The following is a 23,179-nucleotide window of genomic DNA, read 5'->3' as shown; positions in this document are numbered from 1 at the left end:
CGCATGAAGGGCCGGCGGGCAACACTCCAGTTGTCACGCGAAAGCCGCCGACAAGTGTCACCCCCACCCCGGGGTGCGGAAGGACGATGAACGGTGTTTGCGCAGGTCAAGACCCCAACGGACCGGGTGAGGTAGCGCTCAGTGCACATCGTCATCATGGGCTGCGGCCGCGTGGGCTCCGCCCTCGCGAGAGCGCTGGAGAAACAGGGCCACTCGGTGGCAGTGGTCGACCAGGACCCGACGGCGTTCCGCCGCCTGGGCGCCGGGTTCAACGGCCGGCGGGTGACCGGGGTCGGGTTCGACCAGGACACCCTCCGCGAGGCCGGCATCGAGGAGGCGGGCGCGTTCGCGGCGGTCAGCAGCGGCGACAACTCCAACATCATCGCCGCGAGGGTGGCCCGGGAGAACTTCGGCGTGGAGAACGTCGCGGCCCGGATCTACGACCCGCGGCGCGCCGAGGTCTACCAGCGCCTGGGCATCCCCACCGTGGCCACCGTCCGCTGGACGGCCGACCAGATGCTGCGCCGGCTGCTGCCCAGCGGCGCCGAGACGCTCTGGCAGGACCCGACCGGCAGCGTGCAGATGGCCGAGGTGGCGTACGCGCCGTCCTGGGTCGGGCACCGGCTGAGCGCGCTGGAGGAGGCCTCCGGGGCGCGCGTGGCGTTCGTCACGCGGCTCGGTGAGAGCGTGCTCCCCACGCCGCAGATGGTGGTTCAGGAGGGCGATCTGGTCCACGTGACGCTGCGCCGCGAGGACCTGGCGGCGGTCGAGGCCGCGTTCGCCCAGGGCCCGAACGAGGAGGGTCACTGATGCGGGTCGCAATTGCCGGGGCCGGTGCCGTCGGCCGCTCGATCGCGGGCGAGCTGCTGGAGAACGGCCACGAGGTCCTGCTGATCGACAAGAACCCGAACTCCATCTCGGTGGAGCGGGTGCCGATGGCCGAGTGGCTGCTGGCGGACGCCTGCGAGATCACCTCGCTGGACGAGGCCGCCCTGCAGCGCTGCCACGTGGTGATCGCCGCGACCGGCGACGACAAGGTCAACATGGTCGTCTCGCTGCTGGCGAAGACCGAGTACGGCGTTCCCCGGGTGGTCGCCCGGGTGAACAACCCGAAGAACGAGTGGCTCTTCAACGAGTCCTGGGGCGTGGACGTCGCGGTGTCGACGCCGCGCCTGATGTCGGCCCTGGTCGAGGAGGCCGTCAGCGTCGGTGACCTGGTCCGGCTGATGCGCTTCAGCCAGGGCAACGCCAACCTGGTCGAACTGACCCTGGCCGCGGACACCGAGCTGGTCGGCACCCGGGTCGGCGACGTCGAGTGGCCGCAGGACACCGCGCTGGTGACCATCATCCGCGAGGGCCGGGTCCTGGTGCCCAGCGGCGACGACACCCTGGAGGGCGGCGACGAGCTGCTCTTCGTCGCCGCCCAGGAGCGCGAGGAGGAGCTGGAGAACCTGCTGCTCACCGGCGGCACCGGCTGACGGCCCACCCGCACGTACGAGGAGGGGCCCACCCGCGCGGTGGGCCCCTCCTCGTACGTCGTACCGTCGTGCCAGCCCCTACACCCGGGCGTCCGGGCCCAGCGGCTACTCGTCCTCGACGACCGCCTTGATCGGCGGCGGCGCCTTCAGCAGGATCTGCCAGGTGATGTACATCGCCAGCAGCATCGGGGGGATGCCGAGCGCCACCTTCAGCCACCCGAGCAGGTTCACGTTGCCGGTGAAGTACAGCGGGAAGAGGATCACCGGCTTGATGCCCATGATCACCACCCAGGCCCAGGTTGCCTTGATGTACGCGGCCAGCCGGCCCGGGTTCTGGGTCCGCCAGGTGAACATCTCGCCGGTGACCGGGCCGAGCATCACCCCGATCAGCGGCCAGCGGACCAGCGCCGACACCGCCAGGCCCAGACAGTAGCCGACGCTCCAGAGCAGGCCCGGAAGGTAGAAGTTCTCGGCCTTGCCCGTCTTCATCGAGATCCAGGCACCGATGGCGACGCCGAAGACGCCGCTGAAGGCGTGCTGGATGGTCTCGCGCTTGAACAGCCGCACCACCACGAAGAGCGCGCTCAGGCCCAGCGCCGCCCAGGCGGCGGTGGAGACCTGGTGGGTGATGTTGAACGTGATGATGAAGACCAGGCCGGGCAGCGTCATGTCGATCATGCCGCGGACGCCGCCGAAGGCCTGCATCACCGTGTCCGCGGCCTCCCGGGAGGCGGCCGCCTCACGGGCCGCGGTCTCCTCCGCGGTCTCCGGGGCGGACTGCGCCACGGCGGGACCGTCGAAGCCGGACCCCTCGAAGGGCTGCTCGTACGGGTGGCCGCCCGCCTCGGCGGGTTTGGCCAGGTCGAGCTGGGCGGCGGGTTCGCCGCCGGGCAGGTTGCTCACGCTCATTCGCTCCCGTGTCCTACCGGACGCAGCTCGTAGCGGGGGTTGAACAGCACGCGGCGCCCGCGTGCATGGCTGATCCGGCCGCTGGCGACAAGCCTGCGGCCCGGTTCTATGCCCGCGATCGAGCGCCGGCCGAGCCAGACCACGTCGAGGGCCTCGGTGCCGTCGAAGAGTTCCGCCTCCAGCGCGGGCACGCCGGCCCGGGGGCGGAGCGTCACGGTGCGCAGGGTGCCCGCCACGGTGACCAGTGCACGGTCACCGCAGCTGGCGATCGGAGTGCAGCCCGATTCCGCCGCGCTCTCCTGCCGCAGTTCCTCGGCCTCGAGCTCCTCGGTGGAGGAGGTCAACCGGCTGAGCATACGGCGGAAGCGACCCTGCGGCTGGTCGCTGCTGATGTCACCACTCATGCCCGAAGGGTACCGGTTCAAGGGGGTCCGACGGCAGGGCCGGAGGTCCGCACGCCCCGACCGGCGTCAGGCCTCGAAGCGGTACCCCATGCCCGGCTCGGTGATGAAGTGGCGCGGGTGCGAGGGATCGGCCTCCAGCTTGCGGCGCAGCTGGGCGAGGTAGACCCGCAGGTAGTTGGTCTCGGTGCGGTAGGCCGGGCCCCACACCTCCTGCAGCAGCTGGGTCTGGCTGACCAGCCGGCCCGCGTTGCGGACGAGCACCTCCAGCAGGTGCCACTCGGTCGGGGTGAGGCGGACGTCGGTGCCGCCCCGGTTGACCTTCTTGGCCGCCAGGTCGACGGTGAAGCCGTCGGTGACCACCATCGAGTCGTCCTCACCGGTGACGGGCTCGGCCCGGCGGACGGCCGCCCGCATCCGGGCGAGCAGCTCGTCCATGCCGAAGGGCTTGGTGACGTAGTCGTCGGCGCCGGCGTCCAGCGCCTCGACCTTCTCGTCGGAGGCGTGCCGGGCGGAGAGCACGATGATCGGGACGCGGGTCCAGCCGCGCAGGCCCCTGATCACCTCGACGCCGTCCATGTCCGGCAGGCCCAGGTCCAGCACCACCACGTCCGGGTGCCGGGCGGCGGCGAGTTCCAGGGCGCTCGCGCCGTCGTGGGCCGCGTCGACCTCGTACTTGCGGGCCTTGAGGTTGATCACCAGCGCGCGGACGATCTGAGGTTCGTCGTCCACGACGAGGACCCGGGTCATACGGGCTCCGCCTTTCGGAAGGGGTGTACGGGGTCAGCGGTGGTGCTGCGGGGGCGCCGGGCCGGGTCCGGCGGCCGGCGCCCGGCCCCCGCACCGCCCGGGCGTCGTGGACCGGTGCGGGACTGCACGGCCGGGGGCTTCACGGCCGGGAGCCGTGCGGAGCGCCGTCCGGATCACCGGCCGCCGGGGCGGCCCGGACGGCGGGGTCGGGACCGGACCGGGAGGCCGGCTCGGGCGGGCGCTCCACGGCCGGCAGGGTGACCACCATGGTGAGCCCGCCGCCCGGCGTGTCCTCGGCGGTCAGGGTGCCTTCCATCGCCTCCACGAAGCCCCGGGCGACCGCGAGGCCGAGCCCGACACCCGCACCGCGCGGGGCGTCGCCGTAGCGCTGGAAGGGCGCGAAGATCCGCTCCTTCGCCTCCTCGGGGACGCCCGGGCCGCGGTCGACGATCCGCAGCTCCATCCGGGCGGCGCCGCCCGACGGGTGCAGCGCGTCCGCCCGGACGAACACCCGCACCCCCGCCGGGCTGTACTTGACGGCGTTCTCGATCAGGTTCGCCAGCGAGCGCTCCAGCAGGCCGGCGTCCGCGAAGATCATCGGCAGCGACTCGGGGACGTCCAGCCGCACCGAGTCCGGCGGCACCCCGGCCAGAGCGAACGGCACCACCTCGTCGAGGTCGGTCTCCTGGATCAACGGGGTGACGGTGCCGGTCTGCAGCCGGCTCATGTCGAGCAGGTTGTTGATCAGGTGGTCCAGGCGGTCCGCCCCCTCCTCGATGCCGGCCAGCAGCTCCGCCTCGTCCGCCGCGTCCCACTCCACGTCCTCGGAGCGCAGCGAACTGACCGCCGCCTTGATACCGGCCAGCGGGGTGCGCAGATCGTGCGAGACGGCCGCCAGCAGGGCGGTACGGATCCGGTTGCCCTCCGCCTCCCGGCGGGCGGCGGCCGCCTCACCGGCGAGCCGGCGGCGCTCCAGCAGGACGGCGGCCTGGGCGGCGAAGGCCCCGAGCAGCCTGCGGTCCTCGGCGGGCAGCACCCGGCCGGCCAGGACGAGCGCCAGGTGCTCGCCGACCGGCACGTCCACGTCGGCCTGCTCCGGTCGGTCCGGCGGATTGGGGCCGCTGGCGGCGGTGCGGCGCCACGGACTGTGCTCGTCCGCCCGCTCCAGCAGCGCGGCGGAATCCTGCTGGAAGGTCTCCCGCACCTGGTCCAGCAGGGCGGTGAGCACCCCCTCGCCGGTGGGCGCGCCGCGCAGCACGGTACCGGCCAGGGCGCTGAGGGTCTGCGCCTCGGTCTGGCTGCGGGCCGCCTGGTGGGTGCGGCGGGCCGCCAGGTCCACCACCGAGGCGACGGCGATGCCCACCGCCGTGAAGATCGCCACCGCCAGGATGTTCTGCGGCTCGCTGATCGAGAAGGTGTGGGTAGGGGGCGTGAACCAGTAGTTCAGGGCCGAGGAGCCGACCAGCGCGGAGGCGATCGCCGGGAACAGCCCGCCGACCAGCGCGGCGCAGACCGTGACGGTCAGGAACAGCAGCATGTCCGTGGAGAGGCCGAGCCCGTTCAGATGGGTCAGCAGCGCCGCCAGCAGCAGCGGGCCGGCCACCCCGATCAGCCAGCCCGCCACCGCGCGCCGGCGCCCGAGGTCGGTGACCCGGCGGATCGGCACGCGTCCGCGCCCCTTCGCGGCGTGCTCATGGGTCACGATGTGGACGTCGATGTCACCGCTGTCACGGGTGACGGTGGCACCCACCCCGGGGCCGTAGATGTACTGCCAGGCCCGGCGCCGGCTGGAGCCGAGCACCACCTGGGTGGCGTTGACGCCCCGCGCGAAGTCCAGCAGCCCGGCCGCCGGGTCCTCACCGAGCACGGTGTGGAAGGTGCCGCCGAGACTCTCCAGCAGAGCCCGCTGTTCGATCAGCGCCTGCGGGGACCCGCTGCCGGACAGACCGTCCGACCGGGTGATGTGGACGGCGAGCAGCTCACCACCGGAGCCGCGCGCGGCGATCCTGGCGGCACGCCGGATCAGCGTCGCGCCCTCCGGGCCGCCGGTCAGGCCGACCACGATCCGCTCCCGGGTCTGCCAGGTCCCCTGTATCCCCTGCTCGGCCCGGTAGGTCTGCAGGTACTCGTCGACCCGGTCCGCCGTCCAGAGCAGGGCGAGCTCACGCAGCGCGGTGAGGTTGCCGGGCCGGAAGTAGTTGGACAGCGCGGCGTCGATCTTCTCCGGCGCGTACACGTTGCCGTGCGCCAGCCGGCGGCGAAGCGCCTGCGGCGACATGTCCACCAGCTCGATCTGGTCGGCCCGCCGGACCACGTCGTCCGGGACGGTCTCGCGCTGGCGCACCCCGGTGATGCCCTCGACCACGTCGCCGAGCGACTCCAGGTGCTGGATGTTGACCGTCGAGACGACGTCCACCCCGGCCGCCAGCAGCTCCTCCACGTCCTGCCAGCGCTTGGCGTTGCGGCTGCCGGGGACGTTGCTGTGCGCCAGCTCGTCGACCAGTGCGACCTGCGGACGGCGGGCCAGTACGGCGTCCAGGTCCATCTCCGTGAACACGGCGTCGCGGTGCACCAGCTCCCGGCGCGGGACCAACTCCAGGCCCTCCGCGCGGGCCAGCGTCTGCTCCCGGCCGTGGTGCTCCACGAAGCCGGCCACCACGTCGGTGCCGCGCCCGGCCCGGCGGTGCGCCTCGGCGAGCATGGCGTAGGTCTTCCCCACCCCGGGGGCGGCCCCGAGGTAGATCCGCAGCCTGCCGCGTCCCATGTGCACCATTCTTGATCCGGTCCCGTCGGGGAGCCAGCCCCGGACACCTGTTCGGCTCCTTCGAGACTACGGCGCGCCCGCCGCTCCACCGCTGATCAGGGCGTCGGACGGCCAGTTTTAGCGCGATATTGACGGCGCCCGCCGCCATGGGTGCGATCGGCCGGCCGGACACCGTCCCCCGGAGCCGTGCGGCGGGGAGCCGCCATCGAGCCACCGGCCACCGGTCACCGGCGCACCCGACAGCGTCCCCGGCGGCGACCCCGACCGGACCGTAGGGCCGCGCTCGTCCGGGTGACCGCTCAGCCGGGAGGTGCGGACTGCGCCGCCGTGGGGCAGTCGAGCCGGGCGTGCACATCCGTCGAGCCCGACGAGCCCGACGGCTCGCGCGGTGAGCCCGACGCGGCCGGGGAGGCGGACGGAGTGGCAAGACCGGACGGCGCGACGGAGCGACCACCCGCCTGACCCGCCGCGGCGGCCGTGGCGGGCACCGACGCCGGCACGGGTGCGGGCCCGGACAGCCCGTCGACTCTCGACGTGTAGGGATCGACCCGGGCGTCCAGGGCCACGGCGGCGGCCTCGAACTCCGGGCGGACCAAGGCCGGCCCGGGGTCCTCACCCGCGTCCTGACGCACCGCCAACGCCAGCAGCCGCGCGCCGACCCGCTGGACGGTGATCTCCTCCAAGCCGCCGGCGTCCCGCACCGCCACCGCCTCGAACGAGCACGAGGCAGTCCAACCCCGCTCCCCGGATCCGCAGTTCAGAGGATCCAGCAGCAGGGCACCGGCCCGCTCCGCGCTCTGGGCCGACGTGAACACCAGCAGGTACTGCGCCGCGGTCGCCGACCGTCCGGCCCGATCCGTGAAGGAACGCTCCTCCACCCGGACCGCCCCCGCCGACCCGACGCCCCGGGTCAGGCACATCGCCGACCGCCCGGCACCGGCGCCGGACCCATCCGCCTCCGGGTCCTCCGGCACCATGTCCCAGGGGCCGTAGGCACCGGCCACCTTCGGCAACTCCGCCTCAGGCAGGAATAGTTGACTCTCGGCGAAGCCGGTCCAGGTGGGCGAGGACTGCGTCACGGGCAGGCCCGGGGCCGACGGCTCCGCCCCGGGCCCCACCGACCCCGGCAGCGGCAGCTCGGCCCGCAGCGTGCGGTCCGCCTCGGGCGCGCCCGCCGGTCCGGTGCCCCCGACCGGCGCGAGTCTCGGAACCGCCAGCAGGGCCGCGGCCATCAGCGCACAGCCCACGCCCAGGGCGGTGCCTCTGCGCCGGCGTCGCCGGCCGGCCGCGCTGCGGACCACCTGCGCGGCGAGGGGTGGCTGCACCGTCGTCGTCACCTCGCTGCGCAGGGTGTCGAAGAGCTGCTCCAGTCGGGCCGCGCCGATCCCGGACGGTTCGGAACGGCCCATCCTTCTCAGCGTTCTGTCACGCATGGGTGGTCAGTCCCGCCGCTTCCGCCACCCGCTCCACGTCGGCGAGCGCGCCCTCCGAAGCCGCCACCTCGGGGGCCCGGCCCTCCGTACGGACGACCTGGGCCGGCACTCGCCTCGCCTCCACCGCCCCCGCATCCGCCGGTCCCCGGCGCTCCGGCCGCTCCCGGTTCTCCGACACCGGGCGGAGTCCGGTACGCGCCGCCTCCCGCGCGGGGTGCCCTGCCTCGGCCGGCTCCTCCCCGAGCAGCACGGCAAGCGCCTGCCGCCCCCGGTGCAGACGCGCCTTCACCGTGCCCACCGGCACGCCGGCCTCGGCAGCGATCTCGGCCACCGACCGACCACCCATGTGATGCAGGACCAGAGCCGAACGCTGGGCCTCCGGCAACTGCCGCAGCGCCTCCACCAGGGCCACCGTGTCCGGCCCCGGGCCCGCGATCGGCCCCGCGGGCCCGTGCCGGATCCAGCTCCGCACCGCGGTCCGGGCCCGCCGCCAACGGCTGATAGCCACCCGCTGCCCGGTCAGCCGGACCCAGGCCACGGGATTGTCATGGGTACTGACCTGGTGCCAGCGGTCCCAGGCCCGGACGAAGGCCTCCTGCGCCGCGTCCTGGGCCTCCCCCAGATCACCGGTCAGAGCGTAGAGGTGCGCGACGAGCTGACCGTACGAGGCCTCGTAGAAGGAATTGAAATCCTCCGAACCGCCGGATCCGCCCATGTCCCCCACCTTCCTGCCCACCCCCACGAAGCGGCCCGTACGAACTGGACTGGACCAACCGGTGATCCGTCCATCCTGCCTGCCCGGTCCGCCCCCGGCAACCATGCGGAATCCCGTCGGTCCGGAAACGCAGAGAAGCCCCGCCGGTTACCCGGCAGGGCTTCTCCACAATGATTGTTCGGCGGCGTCCTACTCTCCCACAGGGTCCCCCCTGCAGTACCATCGGCGCAATGAGGCTTAGCTTCCGGGTTCGGAATGTAACCGGGCGTTTCCCTCATGCTATGACCACCGAAACACTATGAAACTGTCACCGCACCACCCACCCGTGACCAGGGCAAGTGGGGTCGTTGTTTCAGAACAACACAGTGGACGCGAGCAACTGAGGACAAGCCCTCGGCCTATTAGTACCGGTCAGCTCCACCCCTTACAGGGCTTCCACATCCGGCCTATCAACCCAGTCGTCTACTGGGAGCCTTACCCTCTCAAGGAGGTGGGAATACTCATCTCGAAGCAGGCTTCCCGCTTAGATGCTTTCAGCGGTTATCCCTCCCGAACGTAGCCAACCAGCCATGCCCTTGGCAGGACAACTGGCACACCAGAGGTTCGTCCGTCCCGGTCCTCTCGTACTAGGGACAGCCCTTCTCAATATTCCTACGCGCACAGCGGATAGGGACCGAACTGTCTCACGACGTTCTAAACCCAGCTCGCGTACCGCTTTAATGGGCGAACAGCCCAACCCTTGGGACCTACTCCAGCCCCAGGATGCGACGAGCCGACATCGAGGTGCCAAACCATCCCGTCGATATGGACTCTTGGGGAAGATCAGCCTGTTATCCCCGGGGTACCTTTTATCCGTTGAGCGACGGCGCTTCCACAAGCCACCGCCGGATCACTAGTCCCTGCTTTCGCACCTGCTCGACCCGTCGGTCTCACAGTCAAGCTCCCTTGTGCACTTACACTCAACACCTGATTGCCAACCAGGCTGAGGGAACCTTTGGGCGCCTCCGTTACTCTTTAGGAGGCAACCGCCCCAGTTAAACTACCCACCAGACACTGTCCCTGATCCGGATCACGGACCCAGGTTAGACATCCAGCACGACCAGAGTGGTATTTCAACGTCGACTCCACAACCACTGGCGTGGCTGCTTCAAAGTCTCCCACCTATCCTACACAAGCCGAACCGAACACCAATATCAAGCTATAGTAAAGGTCCCGGGGTCTTTCCGTCCTGCTGCGCGAAACGAGCATCTTTACTCGTAATGCAATTTCACCGGGCCTATGGTTGAGACAGTCGAGAAGTCGTTACGCCATTCGTGCAGGTCGGAACTTACCCGACAAGGAATTTCGCTACCTTAGGATGGTTATAGTTACCACCGCCGTTTACTGGCGCTTAAGTTCTCAGCTTCGCCGAGACGAATCTCGACTAACCGGTCCCCTTAACGTTCCAGCACCGGGCAGGCGTCAGTCCGTATACATCGCCTTACGGCTTCGCACGGACCTGTGTTTTTAGTAAACAGTCGCTTCTCGCTGGTCTCTGCGGCCGGCCCCAGCTCAGAGTGCAAGACTCATCACCAGTTCCGGCCCCCTTCTCCCGAAGTTACGGGGGCATTTTGCCGAGTTCCTTAACCATAGTTCACCCGAACGCCTCGGTATTCTCTACCTGACCACCTGAGTCGGTTTGGGGTACGGGCCGCCATGAAACTCGCTAGAGGCTTTTCTCGACAGCATAGGATCATCCACTTCACCACAATCGGCTCGGCATCAGGTCTCAGCCTTAATGAGTGACGGATTTGCCTATCACTCGGCCTACACCCTTACCCCGGGACAACCACCGCCCGGGCTGGACTACCTTCCTGCGTCACCCCATCGCTCACCTACTACCCTGTTGGGTCAGCGGCTCCACCACGTCCCTTCGTCCGAAGACTCCAGGCCGGCTTCGCGGCTTTAGCATTCAGAGGTTCGACGTTGGCGCTTCAAAGCGGGTACGGGAATATCAACCCGTTGTCCATCGACTACGCCTGTCGGCCTCGCCTTAGGTCCCGACTTACCCTGGGCAGATCAGCTTGACCCAGGAACCCTTGGTCAATCGGCGCAAGAGTTTCTCACTCTTGTATCGCTACTCATGCCTGCATTCTCACTCGTGTCCCGTCCACAACTGGATTCCTCCGCTGCTTCACCCGGAACACGACGCTCCCCTACCCATCACAGCAGGCGTTGGCCCTGTTGCTGCAATGACACGACTTCGGTGGTGTGCTTGAGCCCCGCTACATTGTCGGCGCGGAATCACTTGACCAGTGAGCTATTACGCACTCTTTCAAGGGTGGCTGCTTCTAAGCCAACCTCCTGGTTGTCTCTGCGACTCCACATCCTTTCCCACTTAGCACACGCTTAGGGACCTTAGTCGGTGTTCTGGGCTGTTTCCCTCTCGACCATGGAGCTTATCCCCCACAGTCTCACTGCCACGCTCTCACTTACCGGCATTCGGAGTTTGGCTAAGGTCAGTAACCCGGTGAGGCCCATCGCCTATCCAGTGCTCTACCTCCGGCAAGAAACACGTGACGCTGCACCTAAATGCATTTCGGGGAGAACCAGCTATCACGGAGTTTGATTGGCCTTTCACCCCTAACCACAGGTCATCCCCCAGGTTTTCAACCCTGGTGGGTTCGGTCCTCCACGAAGTCTTACCTCCGCTTCAACCTGCCCATGGCTAGATCACTCCGCTTCGGGTCTTGGGCATGCAACTCGATCGCCCTATTCGGACTCGCTTTCGCTACGGCTACCCCACACGGGTTAACCTCGCTACACACCGCAAACTCGCAGGCTCATTCTTCAAAAGGCACGCAGTCACGAGACAGATAGGCAAGCCCACTGTCCGACGCTCCCACGGCTTGTAGGCACACGGTTTCAGGTACTATTTCACTCCGCTCCCGCGGTACTTTTCACCATTCCCTCACGGTACTATCCGCTATCGGTCACCAGGGAATATTTAGGCTTAGCGGGTGGTCCCGCCAGATTCACACGGAATTTCTCGGGCTCCGTGCTACTTGGGAGAAGCTCAAGTGAGCCGCTGATGTTTCGTCTACGGGGGTCTTACCCTCTACGCCGGACCTTTCGCATGTCCTTCGACTACACCAACGGTTTCTGACTCACCCAGCCGCCGGCAGACGACTGAAGAACTTTCCCACGACCCCTCATACGCAACCCCTGCCGGGTATCACACGTATCAGGTTTAGCCTCATCCGGTTTCGCTCGCCACTACTCCCGGAATCACGGTTGTTTTCTCTTCCTGCGGGTACTGAGATGTTTCACTTCCCCGCGTTCCCTCCACATACCCTATGTGTTCAGGTATGGGTGACAGCCCATGACGACTGCCGGGTTTCCCCATTCGGAAACCCCCGGATCAAAGCCTGGTTGACGGCTCCCCGGGGACTATCGTGGCCTCCCACGTCCTTCATCGGTTCCTGGTGCCAAGGCATCCACCGTGCGCCCTTAAAAACTTGGCCACAGATGCTCGCGTCCACTGTGCAGTTCTCAAACAACGACCAGTCACCCACCATCGGACACCACCAGGGCGACCTCAAGCAGGACCGGCACTGAAGCAACGACCATACGGCCGTTCCCTCAGGACCCAACAACGTGCCCGACCCACCAGACCCGCCAGAAACCCGTTCCACGCACCGAAGTGCAGTACTTGGGAGGCCTGACAGACCTCGTGTGCCGAATAGTCAACGTTCCACCCATGAGCTAGCACTTCAGGACATTCGCCCGAAGCTGCCATGTGCTCCTTAGAAAGGAGGTGATCCAGCCGCACCTTCCGGTACGGCTACCTTGTTACGACTTCGTCCCAATCGCTGGTCCCACCTTCGACGGCTCCTCCCCTTACGGGTTAGGCCACCGGCTTCGGGTGTTACCGACTTTCGTGACGTGACGGGCGGTGTGTACAAGGCCCGGGAACGTATTCACCGCAGCATGCTGATCTGCGATTACTAGCAACTCCAACTTCATGGGGTCGAGTTGCAGACCCCAATCCGAACTGAGGCCGGCTTTTTGGGATTCGCTCCGCCTCGCGGCATCGCAGCCCTTTGTACCGACCATTGTAGCACGTGTGCAGCCCAAGACATAAGGGGCATGATGATTTGACGTCGTCCCCACCTTCCTCCGAGTTGACCCCGGCAGTCTCCTGTGAGTCCCCATCACCCCGAAAGGCATGCTGGCAACACAGAACAAGGGTTGCGCTCGTTGCGGGACTTAACCCAACATCTCACGACACGAGCTGACGACAACCATGCACCACCTGTATACCGACCACAAGGGGGCGACCATCTCTGGCCGTTTCCGGTATATGTCAAGCCTTGGTAAGGTTCTTCGCGTTGCGTCGAATTAAGCCACATGCTCCGCTGCTTGTGCGGGCCCCCGTCAATTCCTTTGAGTTTTAGCCTTGCGGCCGTACTCCCCAGGCGGGGAACTTAATGCGTTAGCTGCGGCACCGACGACGTGGAATGTCGCCAACACCTAGTTCCCAACGTTTACGGCGTGGACTACCAGGGTATCTAATCCTGTTCGCTCCCCACGCTTTCGCTCCTCAGCGTCAGTAATGGCCCAGAGATCCGCCTTCGCCACCGGTGTTCCTCCTGATATCTGCGCATTTCACCGCTACACCAGGAATTCCGATCTCCCCTACCACACTCTAGCCTGCCCGTATCGAATGCAGACCCGGGGTTAAGCCCCGGGCTTTCACATCCGACGCGACAGGCCGCCTACGAGCTCTTTACGCCCAATAATTCCGGACAACGCTCGCACCCTACGTATTACCGCGGCTGCTGGCACGTAGTTAGCCGGTGCTTCTTCTGCAGGTACCGTCACTTGCGCTTCTTCCCTGCTGAAAGAGGTTTACAACCCGAAGGCCGTCATCCCTCACGCGGCGTCGCTGCATCAGGCTTTCGCCCATTGTGCAATATTCCCCACTGCTGCCTCCCGTAGGAGTCTGGGCCGTGTCTCAGTCCCAGTGTGGCCGGTCGCCCTCTCAGGCCGGCTACCCGTCGTCGCCTTGGTAGGCCATTACCCCACCAACAAGCTGATAGGCCGCGGGCTCATCCTGCACCGCCGGAGCTTTACACCAACCCCCATGCGGAGGAAGGTCATATCCGGTATTAGACCCCGTTTCCAGGGCTTGTCCCAGAGTGCAGGGCAGATTGCCCACGTGTTACTCACCCGTTCGCCACTGATCCACCCCGAAGGGCTTCACCGTTCGACTTGCATGTGTTAAGCACGCCGCCAGCGTTCGTCCTGAGCCAGGATCAAACTCTCCGTGAATGTCTGCCGGTAATCCGGCGAGCCACTCGCGTTGAGCGGCACGGCAACCAACCGGAATAGGGCGGTCCCGCGCACTGCGTCCTCGCTAGTGTTTTGTTACTAAAGGAATCTCCAACCCGGATCGAACGACCCAGGCCGGGGATGTCAACATATCTGGCGTTGACTTTTGGCACGCTGTTGAGTTCTCAAGGAACGGACACTTCCTTCGAGTCACTCTCGTGAACTCTCCGGGCGCTTCATTCTTTCGTGTTTCCAGCTTATCAGATGTTTTCCGCTCCGTTTTCCGGGGCTTCGTTCATCCGATTTGCTTTTGGCCTTTCGGCGCTCCCGAACTCTACCAGAGTTTCTCGGGCTGCTTTTCCCTCTCGAATCCGAACCTGAATCCGAATCCGACATGTACCGGGGAGAAGACTGCTGCCACTGGGGCAACCCGGAGAACACTACGCTCCGGGCTGCCCCAGGTCAAACCAGGTCAGAGGCTCAGACCTCGACGACGACCGGCACGATCATCGGCCGGCGGCGGTAGTTGTCCGCCACCCACTTGCCGATGACGCGGCGCACCAGCTGCTGGATCTGGCGCACCTCCAGAACACCGTCGTTGGCGGAGCGCGACAGGGCCTCCTGCAGCTTGGCGACGACCGGCACGAAGGCGTTGTCGTCGATGCCGGAGCCGCGGGCCTGGATGGTCGGGCCGCTCACGATCTTGCCGCTGCTGGAGTCCACCACGACGAAGACCGAGATGAAGCCCTCCTCGCCGAGGATCCGACGGTCCTTGAGCGAGGCCTCGGTGATGTCGCCGACCGAGGAGCCGTCCACGTAGACGTAGCCCGCCTGGACCTTGCCGACGATCTTCGCGATGCCGTTCTCCAGGTCGACGACCACGCCGTCCTCGGCGATGACCGTGCGCTCCTTCGGAACGCCGGTCTTGATCCCCAGGTCGGCGCAGGCACGCAGGTGGCGCCACTCGCCGTGGACCGGCATCAGGTTCTTCGGCTTGCAGATGTTGAAGAAGTACAGCAGCTCGCCGGCCGAGGCGTGGCCCGAGACGTGCACCTTGGCGTTGCCCTTGTGGACGACGTTGGCGCCCCAGCGGGTCAGACCGTTGATGACCCGGTAGATCGCGGTCTCGTTGCCCGGGATGAGCGAGGAGGCCATGATCACGGTGTCGCCCTCGACGATCCGGATCTGGTGGTCACGGTTGGCCATCCGGGACAGCGCCGCCATGGGCTCGCCCTGGGAGCCGGTGCAGACCAGCACGACGTCCTTGTCCGGGAGGTCGTCCAGCGTCTTCACGTCGACGATCAGGTTGCCCGGGACCTTCAGGTAGCCGAGGTCGCGCGCGATGCCCATGTTCCGGACCATCGAGCGGCCGACGAAGGCGACCTTGCGCTTGTACTCGTGCGCGGCGTCCAGCACCTGCTGGATGCGGTGCACGTGGCTCGCGAACGAAGCCACGATGATGCGCTTCTCCGCGCTGGCGAAAACGTTTCGCAGGGCGGCCGAGATGTCCCGCTCGTGCGGGATGAAGCCGGGGACCTCGGCGTTGGTGGAGTCCACCAGCAGCAGGTCCATGCCCTCCTCCGCCAGCTTGGCGAAGGCCGGCAGGTCGGTCAGGCGGCCGTCCAGCGGCAGCTGGTCCATCTTGAAGTCACCGGTGGCGACGACCATGCCCGCAGGGGTGCGGACGGCGACGGCCAGGGCGTCCGGGATGGAGTGGTTGACGGCGATGAACTCGCAGTCGAAGGGGCCGATGCGCTCGCGCTCGCCCTCCTTCACCTCCAGCACGTACGGACGGATCCGGTGCTCGGCGAGCTTCGCCTCGATCAGCGCGAGGGTCAGCTTGGAGCCGATCAGCGGGATGTCCGGGTTCTCCCGGAGCAGGAACGGGACGGCGCCGATGTGGTCCTCGTGCCCGTGGGTGAGGACGATGCCGTCGATCTTGTCGAGGCGGTCCCGGATGGAGCTGAAGTCCGGCAGGATCAGGTCCACGCCCGGCTGCTCGTCCTCGGGGAAGAGAACGCCGCAGTCGATGATGAGAAGGCGGCCGCCGAATTCGAGGACCGTCATGTTGCGGCCGATCTCGCCGAGGCCGCCGAGCGGGGTGACGCGCAGGGCGCCCTCCTTCAGTGCGGGGGGCGCGCCGAGTTCAGGGTGCGGGTGGCTCAAAAGACTCTCCTTGCACCGCACGCCATATGCCCGGGGTCCTCCCCCTGGAGACATATGGCGTGCGTACTCAGTGTCGGTTTCCTACTAGGCCTTGGTGCTCTCGCGCCGTCATCCGGTTCAGCGGCGGGTCCACGGGGACCCGGCGAGCCGGGGCGCGCACGTCTGCGTCTGCTACAGGTGTACCCCGCCGGCGGCGAGATCCTCCTTCAATTGCGCAATCTCCTCGGGAGTCGCCCCGACCAGCGGAAGCCTCAGCGGGCCGCCCGGCAGCTTCTGGAGCTCCAGCGCGGCCTTGGTGAGAATGACTCCCTGGGTGCGGAACATACCGCTGAACACCGGCAGCAGGCCCTGGTGGACGGCGACCGCCTTGGCGGTGTCGCCCGCCACGAAGGCGTCGATCATGGTCCGCAGCTCGGGGGCGACCAGGTGACCGACCACGCTGACGACGCCGACCGCGCCGACCGAGAGCAGCGGCAGGGTCAGGATGTCGTCGCCCGAGTACCAGGCCAGGCCGGAGCGCGCGATCGCCCAGGCGGCGGCGCCCAGGTCGCCCTTGGCGTCCTTGTTGGCGACGATCCGCGGGTGCTCGCCGAGCCGGACCAGCGTCTCGTGGCTGAACGGGACGCCGCTGCGGCCGGGGATGTCGTACAGCATCACGGGCAGCCCGGTGGAGTCCGCGATGTGCACGGTGTGCCGGTAGAGCCCCTCCTGCGGGGGCTTGCTGTAGTACGGCGTGACGACCAGCAGGCCGTGCGCGCCGGCGGCCTCGGCCTGGCGGGCCAGCTCGGCGCTGTGGCGGGTGTCGTTGGTGCCGACGCCGGCGACCACGTGGGCCCGGTCCCCTACCGCCTCCACCACGGCTCGGACCAGCTGGGCCTTGTCGGAGTCACTGGTCGTCGGCGATTCGCCGGTGGTGCCGTTGACGACGAGGCCGTCGTTGCCGGAGTCGACGAGGTGCGCGGCGAGGCGCTGCGCGCCGTCGAGGTCGAGACCGCCGTCGGCGGTGAACGGGGTCACCATCGCGGTCAGGACCCGGCCGAAGGGTGTCTGGGGGGTGGAGGTCGGAGCCATGCGTCCAAAACTACTCGTAGGCGGCGGGGGGGTACCCATGCCGGTCCAGGGTTCGGACAGGTGAGAAGCCGGTACGACGGTCGCCGGCGGGCCTCTCGACCCGGCGGACATGGGATTCCGGTGCTGCGTGCTCGGGGGTTCAAGCAGCACCGGAATCCTTGGCACGAGCCTATGGAGCGGCTAGAAAAGCCGCAATCCAGACATGTGCCGCAAACCGTCCATATGCCTATCGCCCCAGGTCAGGGAGCGACCCGGCCGTGGGCGTTGAAGGCCGCATGGGTGAGCGGCATGAGCTCGGCCCACTGCGCCTCCATCTGCTCGGCGACCATCTCGATCTCGCGCTGCGGGAAGGACGGCACGGTGGCCCGGTCGTCCTTGGTCCGCAGCGACAGGAAGTGCATCAGCGAGCGCGCGTTGCAGGTCGCGTACATCGAGGAGAACAGTCCGACCGGCAGGACCGCCCGGGCCACCTCGCGGGCGACGCCGGCCGCCAGCATCTCCTGGTAGGCCCCGTACGAGGCCTGGTAGGAGGCGGCCATCTGCTCGGCCACCACGGTGTGCTGCTTCTCGGTCCCGTCCACGAACTCGTACCGTCCGGGGCGGCCCTCCTGGACGAGCTTGCGCTCGGCCCCGGGCACGTAGAAGACCGGCTGCAGCTCGCGGTAGCGGCCGGACTCCTCGTTGTACGACCATCCGCTGCGGTGCCGGTGGAACTCACGGAAGACGAAGATCGGCGCGCTGATGAAGAAGGTCATCGAGTTGTGCTCGAAGGGCGTGCCGTGCCGGTCCCGCATCAGGTAGTTGATCAGACCCTTGGACTTCTCCGGGTCCTGCCGGAGCGCCTCCAGGGACTGCTCGCCCGCGGTCGAGACCCGGGCCGCCCAGATGACGTCCGAGTCGGCGGCGGCGCTGCGGACCAGCTCCACCGTGACATCGCTGCGGAACCGCGGGTCGGTACCCACTTCGTCGCTCACGCGAAGATCTCCTCCAGAGGTAAGGCTTTGTGACGGCCGACAGCCTAGCCCGCGACCGGCGCGGGCTCGGACGCGGCATGCAGGCGGATGGCGTGCTGCATGGTCTTCCGGGCCCGGGGGGTGTCACCGGCGTCCGCGTAGGCCACGGCGAGACGGAACCACACCCGCCAGTCCCCCGGGGTGGTCTCGGCCTCCTCCTGGCGGCGGGCGAACACCTCGTCCGCCGAGGCGCGGTCGATCCGGCCGCCGGGGGTGCGCCGCAGCTCGTCGACCGGCAGGCCGCCCTCGGCCTCCAGCTCCCGGGCCATCCGCTCGCTGGCCCGGCCGAAGCGGACGGTCTGGCGTAGGAACCAGACGCCGATCCCGGGGATGACGAAGGCGCAGAGGCCCAGGCCGATCCCCAGCGGCTTGCCGGTGGCGATGAGCTGGACACCCTCGCCGACGCAGATCACCGCGACCAGCAGCAGGACGGCGGACAGGGCGAAGAAACCGGTGCGGGAAGTCATGCGGCGCTCACAGGTCCAGGAAGTTCTCGAGGCCGAAGGTCAGCCCCGGGGTCTGCACCACCCGGCGCACGCCGAGCAGGATGCCCGGCATGAAGCAGCTGTGGTGCAGCGAGTCGTGACGGATCGTCAGGCTCTCGCCGGTGTCGCCGAACAGCACCTCCTGGTGCGCCAGCAGACCGCGCAGCCGGACGGCGTGCACGGGCACCCCGTCCACGTCGGCGCCGCGCGCGCCGGGCAGGCCGTGCGTGGTCGGGTCCGACTGGCGCGGCAGGCCGGCGGCGTCCCGGGCGGCGGCGATCAGCTGGGCGGTCCGGGTGGCGGTACCGGAGGGCGCGTCGGCCTTCCGGTTGTGGTGCAGCTCGACGACCTCGACGGACTCGAAGTACTTGGCCGCCTGCTGGGCGAACTGCATGGTGAGGACGGCGCCGATGGAGAAGTTCGGCGCGATCAGCGTGCCGGTGCCCGGGGCGGCGGCCAGCCAGCCCTCCAGCAGCTCGATCCGCTCCGGGGTCCAGCCGGTGGTGCCGACCACGGAGTGGATGCCGTTTGCGGTGCAGAACTCCAGGTTGCGCATCACCGAGTCGGGGTGGGTCAGCTCGACGACGACCTCGGCACCCGCCTCGGTCAGCTCGCCCAGCTCGGAGTCCCGGCCGAGGGCGGCGACCAGTTCGAGGTCGGGGGCCGCCTCGACGGCCCTGACCGCCTCCGAGCCGATCCGGCCCTTGGCCCCGATGACGGCGACGCGCAGCGTCATGAGTTCGTCCTTTCCGACGAGCAACGAGCGAGCCGGGCGAAGCGCCCGGTACGAGCGGGCGGGTTCAGGCGAGCAGTTCGGCGAGCCGGTCGGCCCGCTTGGCGGTGATCGGGCCGATCACCGCGAGCGAGGGCCGGTGGGCGCCCAGCACGTCCCGCGCGACCGCCTGGACGTCGTCCAGGGTGACGGCGGCGATCTTGGCCAGCATGTCGTCGACCGACAGGTGGTGGCCGTAGCTGAGCTCCGCCTTGCCGATCCGGTTCATCAGCGAGCCGGTGTCCTCCATGCCGAGCACGGTGGAGCCCGAGATCTGGCCGATCGCGCGGCGCAGCTCCTCCTCGGTGATGCCCTCCTCGATCACCTTGGCGAGCTCGACGCGGCAGATCTCCAGCACCTGCTCCACCCGCTTGGGCTGGCAGCCCGCGTAGATGCCGAACAGGCCGCTGTCGGAGTACGAGGAGGAGTAGGAGTACACGGAGTAGGCCAGCCCGCGCTTCTCCCGGACCTCCTGGAAGAGCCGCGAGCTCATCCCGCCGCCGAGGACGGCGTTCAGCACGCCCAGCGCCCAGCGGCGCTCGTCGTGGCGCGGCACACCGGGCACGCCGAGCACCAGGTGGGCCTGCTCGGTCGGCCGGTTGAGGGTCTCCACCCGGCCGGCCGTGCGCAGGGCCTTGACCCCGCGGCGGGCCTCCGCCGGGGCGGCGTCGGACTTGGCCAGGACGGCGGCGAAGGCCTGCTCGACCTGCTTGACGACCTTGCGGTGGTCCAGGTTGCCGGCCGCCGCGACGACCAGGTTCTCGGGCCGGTAGCGGCGCTGGAAGAAGCCGGCGATCTGGTCGCGGGAGAGGTTCTTCACCGTCTCCTGGGTGCCGAGGATCGGGCGGCCGAGCGGGCCGGTGCCGTAGATCACCTTGGCGAAGAGGTCGTGCACCACGTCGCCCGGGTCGTCCTCGGCCATCGCCATCTCCTCGAGGATGACGCCGCGCTCGGCCTCCACGTCCTCGGGGCGGATCAGCGAGCCGGTGAGCATGTCGCAGACCACGTCTATGGCCAGCGGCAGGTCGGTGTCGAGCACCCGCGCGTAGTAGCAGGTGTTCTCCTTCGCGGTGAAGGCGTTCATCTCGCCGCCGACCGCGTCCAGGGCGGCCGAGATGTCCAGGGCGTTGCGCCGCTCGGTGCCCTTGAAGAGCAGGTGCTCCAGGTAGTGGGTGGCGCCGTTCAGCACCGGGGTCTCGTCCCGGGAGCCGACGCCGACCCAGATGCCGAAGGTCGCGGAGCGCACCGTCGGCAGGGTCTCGGTGACGACCCGCAGGCCGCCGGGGAGGACGGTACGGCGGACGGTGCCGGCTCCGTCGGTGCCCTTCAGCAGGGTGCGGGTGGTGCCGGGGCGCTGCTTCGCAGCCGAGGCCTGGGCCACGAGTGTTCCTCTCAAGCAATGCAATGACAACAGGGTGCGGCCCGCACGCTCCGGGTGGGAGTGTGCGGGCCGCGGTGAGCTAGGGGCGCGTCACTCCGACGCTGCCTCGCCGCCCTCTTCGCCCTCGACGACCGGGATCAGCGACAGCTTGCCGCGCGGGTCGATCTCGGCGATCTCGACCTGGACCTTGGCGCCGACGGCCAGCACGTCCTCGACGTTCTCCACGCGCTTGCCACCGGCGAGCTTGCGGATCTGCGAGATGTGCAGCAGGCCGTCCTTGCCCGGCATGAGCGAAACGAACGCGCCGAACGTCGTGGTCTTCACCACGGTGCCCAGGTAGCGCTCGCCGACCTCCGGCATGGTCGGGTTGGCGATCTGGTTGATCGTCGTACGGGCAGCCTCCGCCGAGGGACCGTCGATGGCACCGATGTAGATGGTGCCGTCGTCCTCGATGGTGATGTCCGCGCCGGTGTCCTCCTGGATCTGGTTGATCATCTTGCCCTTCGGGCCGATGACCTCACCGATCTTGTCCACCGGGATCTTGATGGTGATGATGCGCGGCGCGTTCGGCGACATCTCGTCGGGCGCGTCGATGGCCTCGTTCATCACATCGAGGATGTGCAGACGGGCGTCCTTGGCCTGCTTGAGCGCAGCCGCGAGGACGGAGGCCGGGATGCCGTTCAGCTTGGTGTCCAGCTGGAGGGCGGTGATGAAGTTGCGGGTACCGGCGACCTTGAAGTCCATGTCGCCGTACGCGTCCTCGGCACCCAGGATGTCGGTCAGCGCGACGTAGTGCGTCTCACCGTCGATCTCCTGCGAGATGAGGCCCATGGCGATACCGGCGACGGCGGCCTTCAGCGGCACACCGGCGTTCAGCAGCGACATGGTGGAGGCGCAGACCGAGCCCATCGAGGTGGAGCCGTTGGAGCTCAGCGCCTCGGAGACCTGGCGGATCGCGTAGGGGAACTCCTCGCGGGTCGGCAGCACGGGGATGATCGCCCGCTCCGCCAGCGCGCCGTGGCCGATCTCGCGGCGCTTGGGCGAGCCCACGCGGCCGGTCTCGCCGACCGAGTACGGCGGGAAGTTGTAGTTGTGCATGTAGCGGCGACGCGTCTCCGGGGAGAGCGTGTCGAGCTGCTGCTCCATGCGGAGCATGTTGAGGGTGGTGACGCCCAGGATCTGGGTCTCGCCACGCTCGAACAGGGCCGAGCCGTGCACGCGGGGGATGGCCTCGACCTCGGCGGCCAGCGTACGGATGTCCGTGACGCCGCGGCCGTCGATGCGGACCTTGTCCTTGATGACGCGCTCGCGCACGACCTTCTTGGTCAGCGCGTTGTACGCGGCGCTGATCTCCTTCTCGCGGCCCTCGAACTCCGGCAGGAGCTTCTCGGCGGCGATCGCCTTGACGCGGTCCAGCTCGTTGTTGCGCTCCTGCTTGCCGGCGATGGTCAGCGCCTGGGCCAGCTCGTCCTTGACCGCGTTGGTCAGGGCCGCGAACACGTCGTCCTGGTAGTCCAGGAAGACCGGGAACTCGCCGGTGGGCTTGGCGGCCTGGGCGGCCAGCTGGGACTGCGCGGCGCAGAGGATCTTGATGAACGGCTTCGCGGCGTCCAGACCGGCGGCGACCACGTCCTCGGTCGGCGCGTCGGCGCCGCCCTCGACGAGCTTGATCGTCTTGTCGGTGGCCTCGGCCTCGACCATCATGATCGCGACGTCGCCGTCCGGCAGCGTGCGGCCGGCCACGACCATGTCGAAGACGGCGTCCTCGAGCTCGCTGTGGGTCGGGAAGGCCACCCACTGGCCCTTGATCAGCGCGACGCGGACGCCACCGATCGGGCCGGAGAACGGCAGGCCCGCCAGCTGGGTGGACGCCGAGGCGGCGTTGATGGCCACCACGTCGTACAGGTGGTCCGGGTTGAGCGCCATCACGGTGACGACGACCTGGATCTCGTTGCGCAGGCCCTTGACGAAGGACGGGCGCAGCGGGCGGTCGATCAGACGGCAGGTGAGGATGGCGTCCTCGGACGGCCGGCCCTCACGACGGAAGAACGAACCGGGGATCCGGCCCGCGGCGTACATCCGCTCCTCGACGTCCACGGTCAGCGGGAAGAAGTCGAAGTGCTCCTTCGGCTGCTTGGACGCGCTGGTGGCCGACAGCACCATGGTGTCGTCGTCGAGGTAGGCCACGGCGGAGCCGGCGGCCTGACGGGCCAGACGGCCGGTCTCGAAGCGGATGGTACGGGTGCCGAAGGAACCGTTGTCGATAACGGCCTCGGCGTAGAACACGTTCTCTTCCACCTGGAAGATCTCCTCTTTCGTACGTCTCCCGGAGAGCGTCCCTGCGCTTGCCTGCCGGTGGCCCTGGGCCCTTCTGGAAGGGCTGGCGGTCGGGCCGGTCTTCGATCGAAGCCTCCGGGGCGCCCCGCTCGATCTGCGGGGCTTCCGGCGGCCACTACCGAGGACCGGCGACTCTCGGCTGCCAGGCCTGGTCGGCGGTCGCGGCTGGACGCTCTCCTGGATGCGGGCGG

General features: G+C 68.2%; 15 protein-coding genes and 3 rRNA genes. 2 read left to right on the top strand and 16 right to left on the bottom strand.

What is annotated here, in order from left to right; translation table 11 throughout:
• The first annotated feature begins 141 nt into the window (after positions 1–141).
• Entirely contained in the window at positions 142–810 is a 669-nt protein-coding gene (locus tag OG689_RS27005) for a TrkA family potassium uptake protein (RefSeq protein ID WP_073927867.1), read from the top strand.
• Positions 810–1,478, top strand: a complete 669-nt coding sequence (locus OG689_RS27000; protein WP_266323456.1) for a TrkA family potassium uptake protein — start codon at positions 810–812, stop codon at positions 1,476–1,478. The genes OG689_RS27005 and OG689_RS27000 overlap by 1 nt, the downstream gene beginning before the upstream one ends.
• 105 nt (positions 1,479–1,583) lie before the next feature.
• Here OG689_RS27000 and OG689_RS26995 read toward each other — a convergent pair whose 3' ends face one another.
• The 16 genes from OG689_RS26995 to OG689_RS26920 all read right to left on the bottom strand — a co-directional run bounded on the left by OG689_RS26995 (position 1,584) and on the right by OG689_RS26920 (position 22,949).
• Positions 1,584–2,387: a DUF3159 domain-containing protein gene (locus OG689_RS26995; RefSeq protein WP_266323455.1), complete on the bottom strand. Its 804-nt coding sequence runs from the start codon at positions 2,385–2,387 to the stop codon at positions 1,584–1,586.
• Complete coding sequence (locus tag OG689_RS26990; protein ID WP_266323454.1) at positions 2,384–2,791, bottom strand: OB-fold nucleic acid binding domain-containing protein; 408 nt, start codon at positions 2,789–2,791, stop codon at positions 2,384–2,386. Before OG689_RS26990 ends, OG689_RS26995 begins: the two co-directional genes overlap by 4 nt.
• 66 nt (positions 2,792–2,857) lie before the next feature.
• On the bottom strand, positions 2,858–3,538 hold the full coding sequence (locus OG689_RS26985; RefSeq protein ID WP_266323453.1) for a response regulator: 681 nt from the start codon (positions 3,536–3,538) through the stop codon (positions 2,858–2,860).
• Positions 3,539–3,677: 139 nt separating this feature from the next.
• Positions 3,678–6,302 (bottom strand): sensor histidine kinase KdpD, encoded by a 2,625-nt coding sequence (locus OG689_RS26980; RefSeq protein ID WP_266323452.1) that lies wholly within the window; start codon positions 6,300–6,302, stop codon positions 3,678–3,680.
• 299 nt (positions 6,303–6,601) lie between these two features.
• Positions 6,602–7,711: a hypothetical protein gene (locus OG689_RS26975; protein ID WP_266323451.1), complete on the bottom strand. Its 1,110-nt coding sequence runs from the start codon at positions 7,709–7,711 to the stop codon at positions 6,602–6,604.
• Between the two features lie 16 nt (positions 7,712–7,727).
• Complete coding sequence (locus OG689_RS26970) at positions 7,728–8,450, bottom strand: SigE family RNA polymerase sigma factor (RefSeq protein WP_323189330.1); 723 nt, start codon at positions 8,448–8,450, stop codon at positions 7,728–7,730.
• Positions 8,451–8,626: 176 nt separating this feature from the next.
• Positions 8,627–8,743, bottom strand: a 5S ribosomal RNA gene (rrf, locus tag OG689_RS26965).
• A gap of 88 nt (positions 8,744–8,831) precedes the next feature.
• Positions 8,832–11,953, bottom strand: a 23S ribosomal RNA gene (locus tag OG689_RS26960).
• Between the two features lie 286 nt (positions 11,954–12,239).
• A 16S ribosomal RNA gene (locus tag OG689_RS26955) occupies positions 12,240–13,763 on the bottom strand.
• Together the 16S, 23S and 5S rRNA genes form the textbook arrangement of a ribosomal RNA operon.
• 480 nt (positions 13,764–14,243) lie before the next feature.
• Entirely contained in the window at positions 14,244–15,929 is a 1,686-nt protein-coding gene (locus OG689_RS26950) for a ribonuclease J (protein ID WP_266323450.1), read from the bottom strand.
• 171 nt (positions 15,930–16,100) lie between these two features.
• Positions 16,101–17,000 (bottom strand): 4-hydroxy-tetrahydrodipicolinate synthase, encoded by a 900-nt coding sequence (dapA, locus tag OG689_RS26945; protein ID WP_266323449.1) that lies wholly within the window; start codon positions 16,998–17,000, stop codon positions 16,101–16,103.
• Between the two features lie 239 nt (positions 17,001–17,239).
• On the bottom strand, positions 17,240–17,974 hold the full coding sequence (gene thyX / locus OG689_RS26940) for an FAD-dependent thymidylate synthase (RefSeq protein WP_266323448.1): 735 nt from the start codon (positions 17,972–17,974) through the stop codon (positions 17,240–17,242).
• A gap of 44 nt (positions 17,975–18,018) precedes the next feature.
• The gene (locus OG689_RS26935) at positions 18,019–18,480 is read right to left on the bottom strand and encodes a tetratricopeptide repeat protein (protein WP_266323447.1); all 462 of its coding nucleotides are present in this window, start codon (positions 18,478–18,480) and stop codon (positions 18,019–18,021) included.
• 7 nt (positions 18,481–18,487) lie between these two features.
• A complete protein-coding gene (gene dapB / locus OG689_RS26930) occupies positions 18,488–19,234 on the bottom strand; it encodes a 4-hydroxy-tetrahydrodipicolinate reductase (RefSeq protein ID WP_266323446.1) in 747 nt (248 codons plus the stop codon).
• Positions 19,235–19,298: 64 nt separating this feature from the next.
• Positions 19,299–20,651, bottom strand: coding sequence for a pitrilysin family protein (locus OG689_RS26925; protein WP_266323445.1), 1,353 nt, complete (start codon positions 20,649–20,651; stop codon positions 19,299–19,301).
• A gap of 90 nt (positions 20,652–20,741) precedes the next feature.
• Positions 20,742–22,949, bottom strand: coding sequence for a polyribonucleotide nucleotidyltransferase (locus tag OG689_RS26920; RefSeq protein WP_266323444.1), 2,208 nt, complete (start codon positions 22,947–22,949; stop codon positions 20,742–20,744).
• Between the last annotated feature and the right edge of the window lie 230 nt (positions 22,950–23,179).

This window comes from Kitasatospora sp. NBC_00240, assembly GCF_026342405.1.
Lineage (GTDB): Bacteria > Actinomycetota > Actinomycetes > Streptomycetales > Streptomycetaceae > Kitasatospora.
Note: the sequence above shows the minus strand (reverse complement) of the source record. Positions and strands in the feature narration are given on the sequence as shown.

Coding starts and splice junctions, on each gene's coding strand:
- OG689_RS26975 (WP_266323451.1), bottom strand. CDS start 7,711: ATGGGCCGTTCCGAACCGTCCGGGATCGGCGCGGCCCGACTGGAGCAG.
- OG689_RS26935 (WP_266323447.1), bottom strand. CDS start 18,480: ATGACTTCCCGCACCGGTTTCTTCGCCCTGTCCGCCGTCCTGCTGCTG.
- OG689_RS27000 (WP_266323456.1), top strand. CDS start 810: ATGCGGGTCGCAATTGCCGGGGCCGGTGCCGTCGGCCGCTCGATCGCG.
- dapA (WP_266323449.1), bottom strand. CDS start 17,000: ATGGCTCCGACCTCCACCCCCCAGACACCCTTCGGCCGGGTCCTGACC.
- dapB (WP_266323446.1), bottom strand. CDS start 19,234: ATGACGCTGCGCGTCGCCGTCATCGGGGCCAAGGGCCGGATCGGCTCG.
- OG689_RS26985 (WP_266323453.1), bottom strand. CDS start 3,538: ATGACCCGGGTCCTCGTCGTGGACGACGAACCTCAGATCGTCCGCGCG.
- OG689_RS26990 (WP_266323454.1), bottom strand. CDS start 2,791: ATGAGTGGTGACATCAGCAGCGACCAGCCGCAGGGTCGCTTCCGCCGT.
- OG689_RS26970 (WP_323189330.1), bottom strand. CDS start 8,450: ATGGGCGGATCCGGCGGTTCGGAGGATTTCAATTCCTTCTACGAGGCC.
- OG689_RS26980 (WP_266323452.1), bottom strand. CDS start 6,302: ATGGGACGCGGCAGGCTGCGGATCTACCTCGGGGCCGCCCCCGGGGTG.
- OG689_RS26995 (WP_266323455.1), bottom strand. CDS start 2,387: ATGAGCGTGAGCAACCTGCCCGGCGGCGAACCCGCCGCCCAGCTCGAC.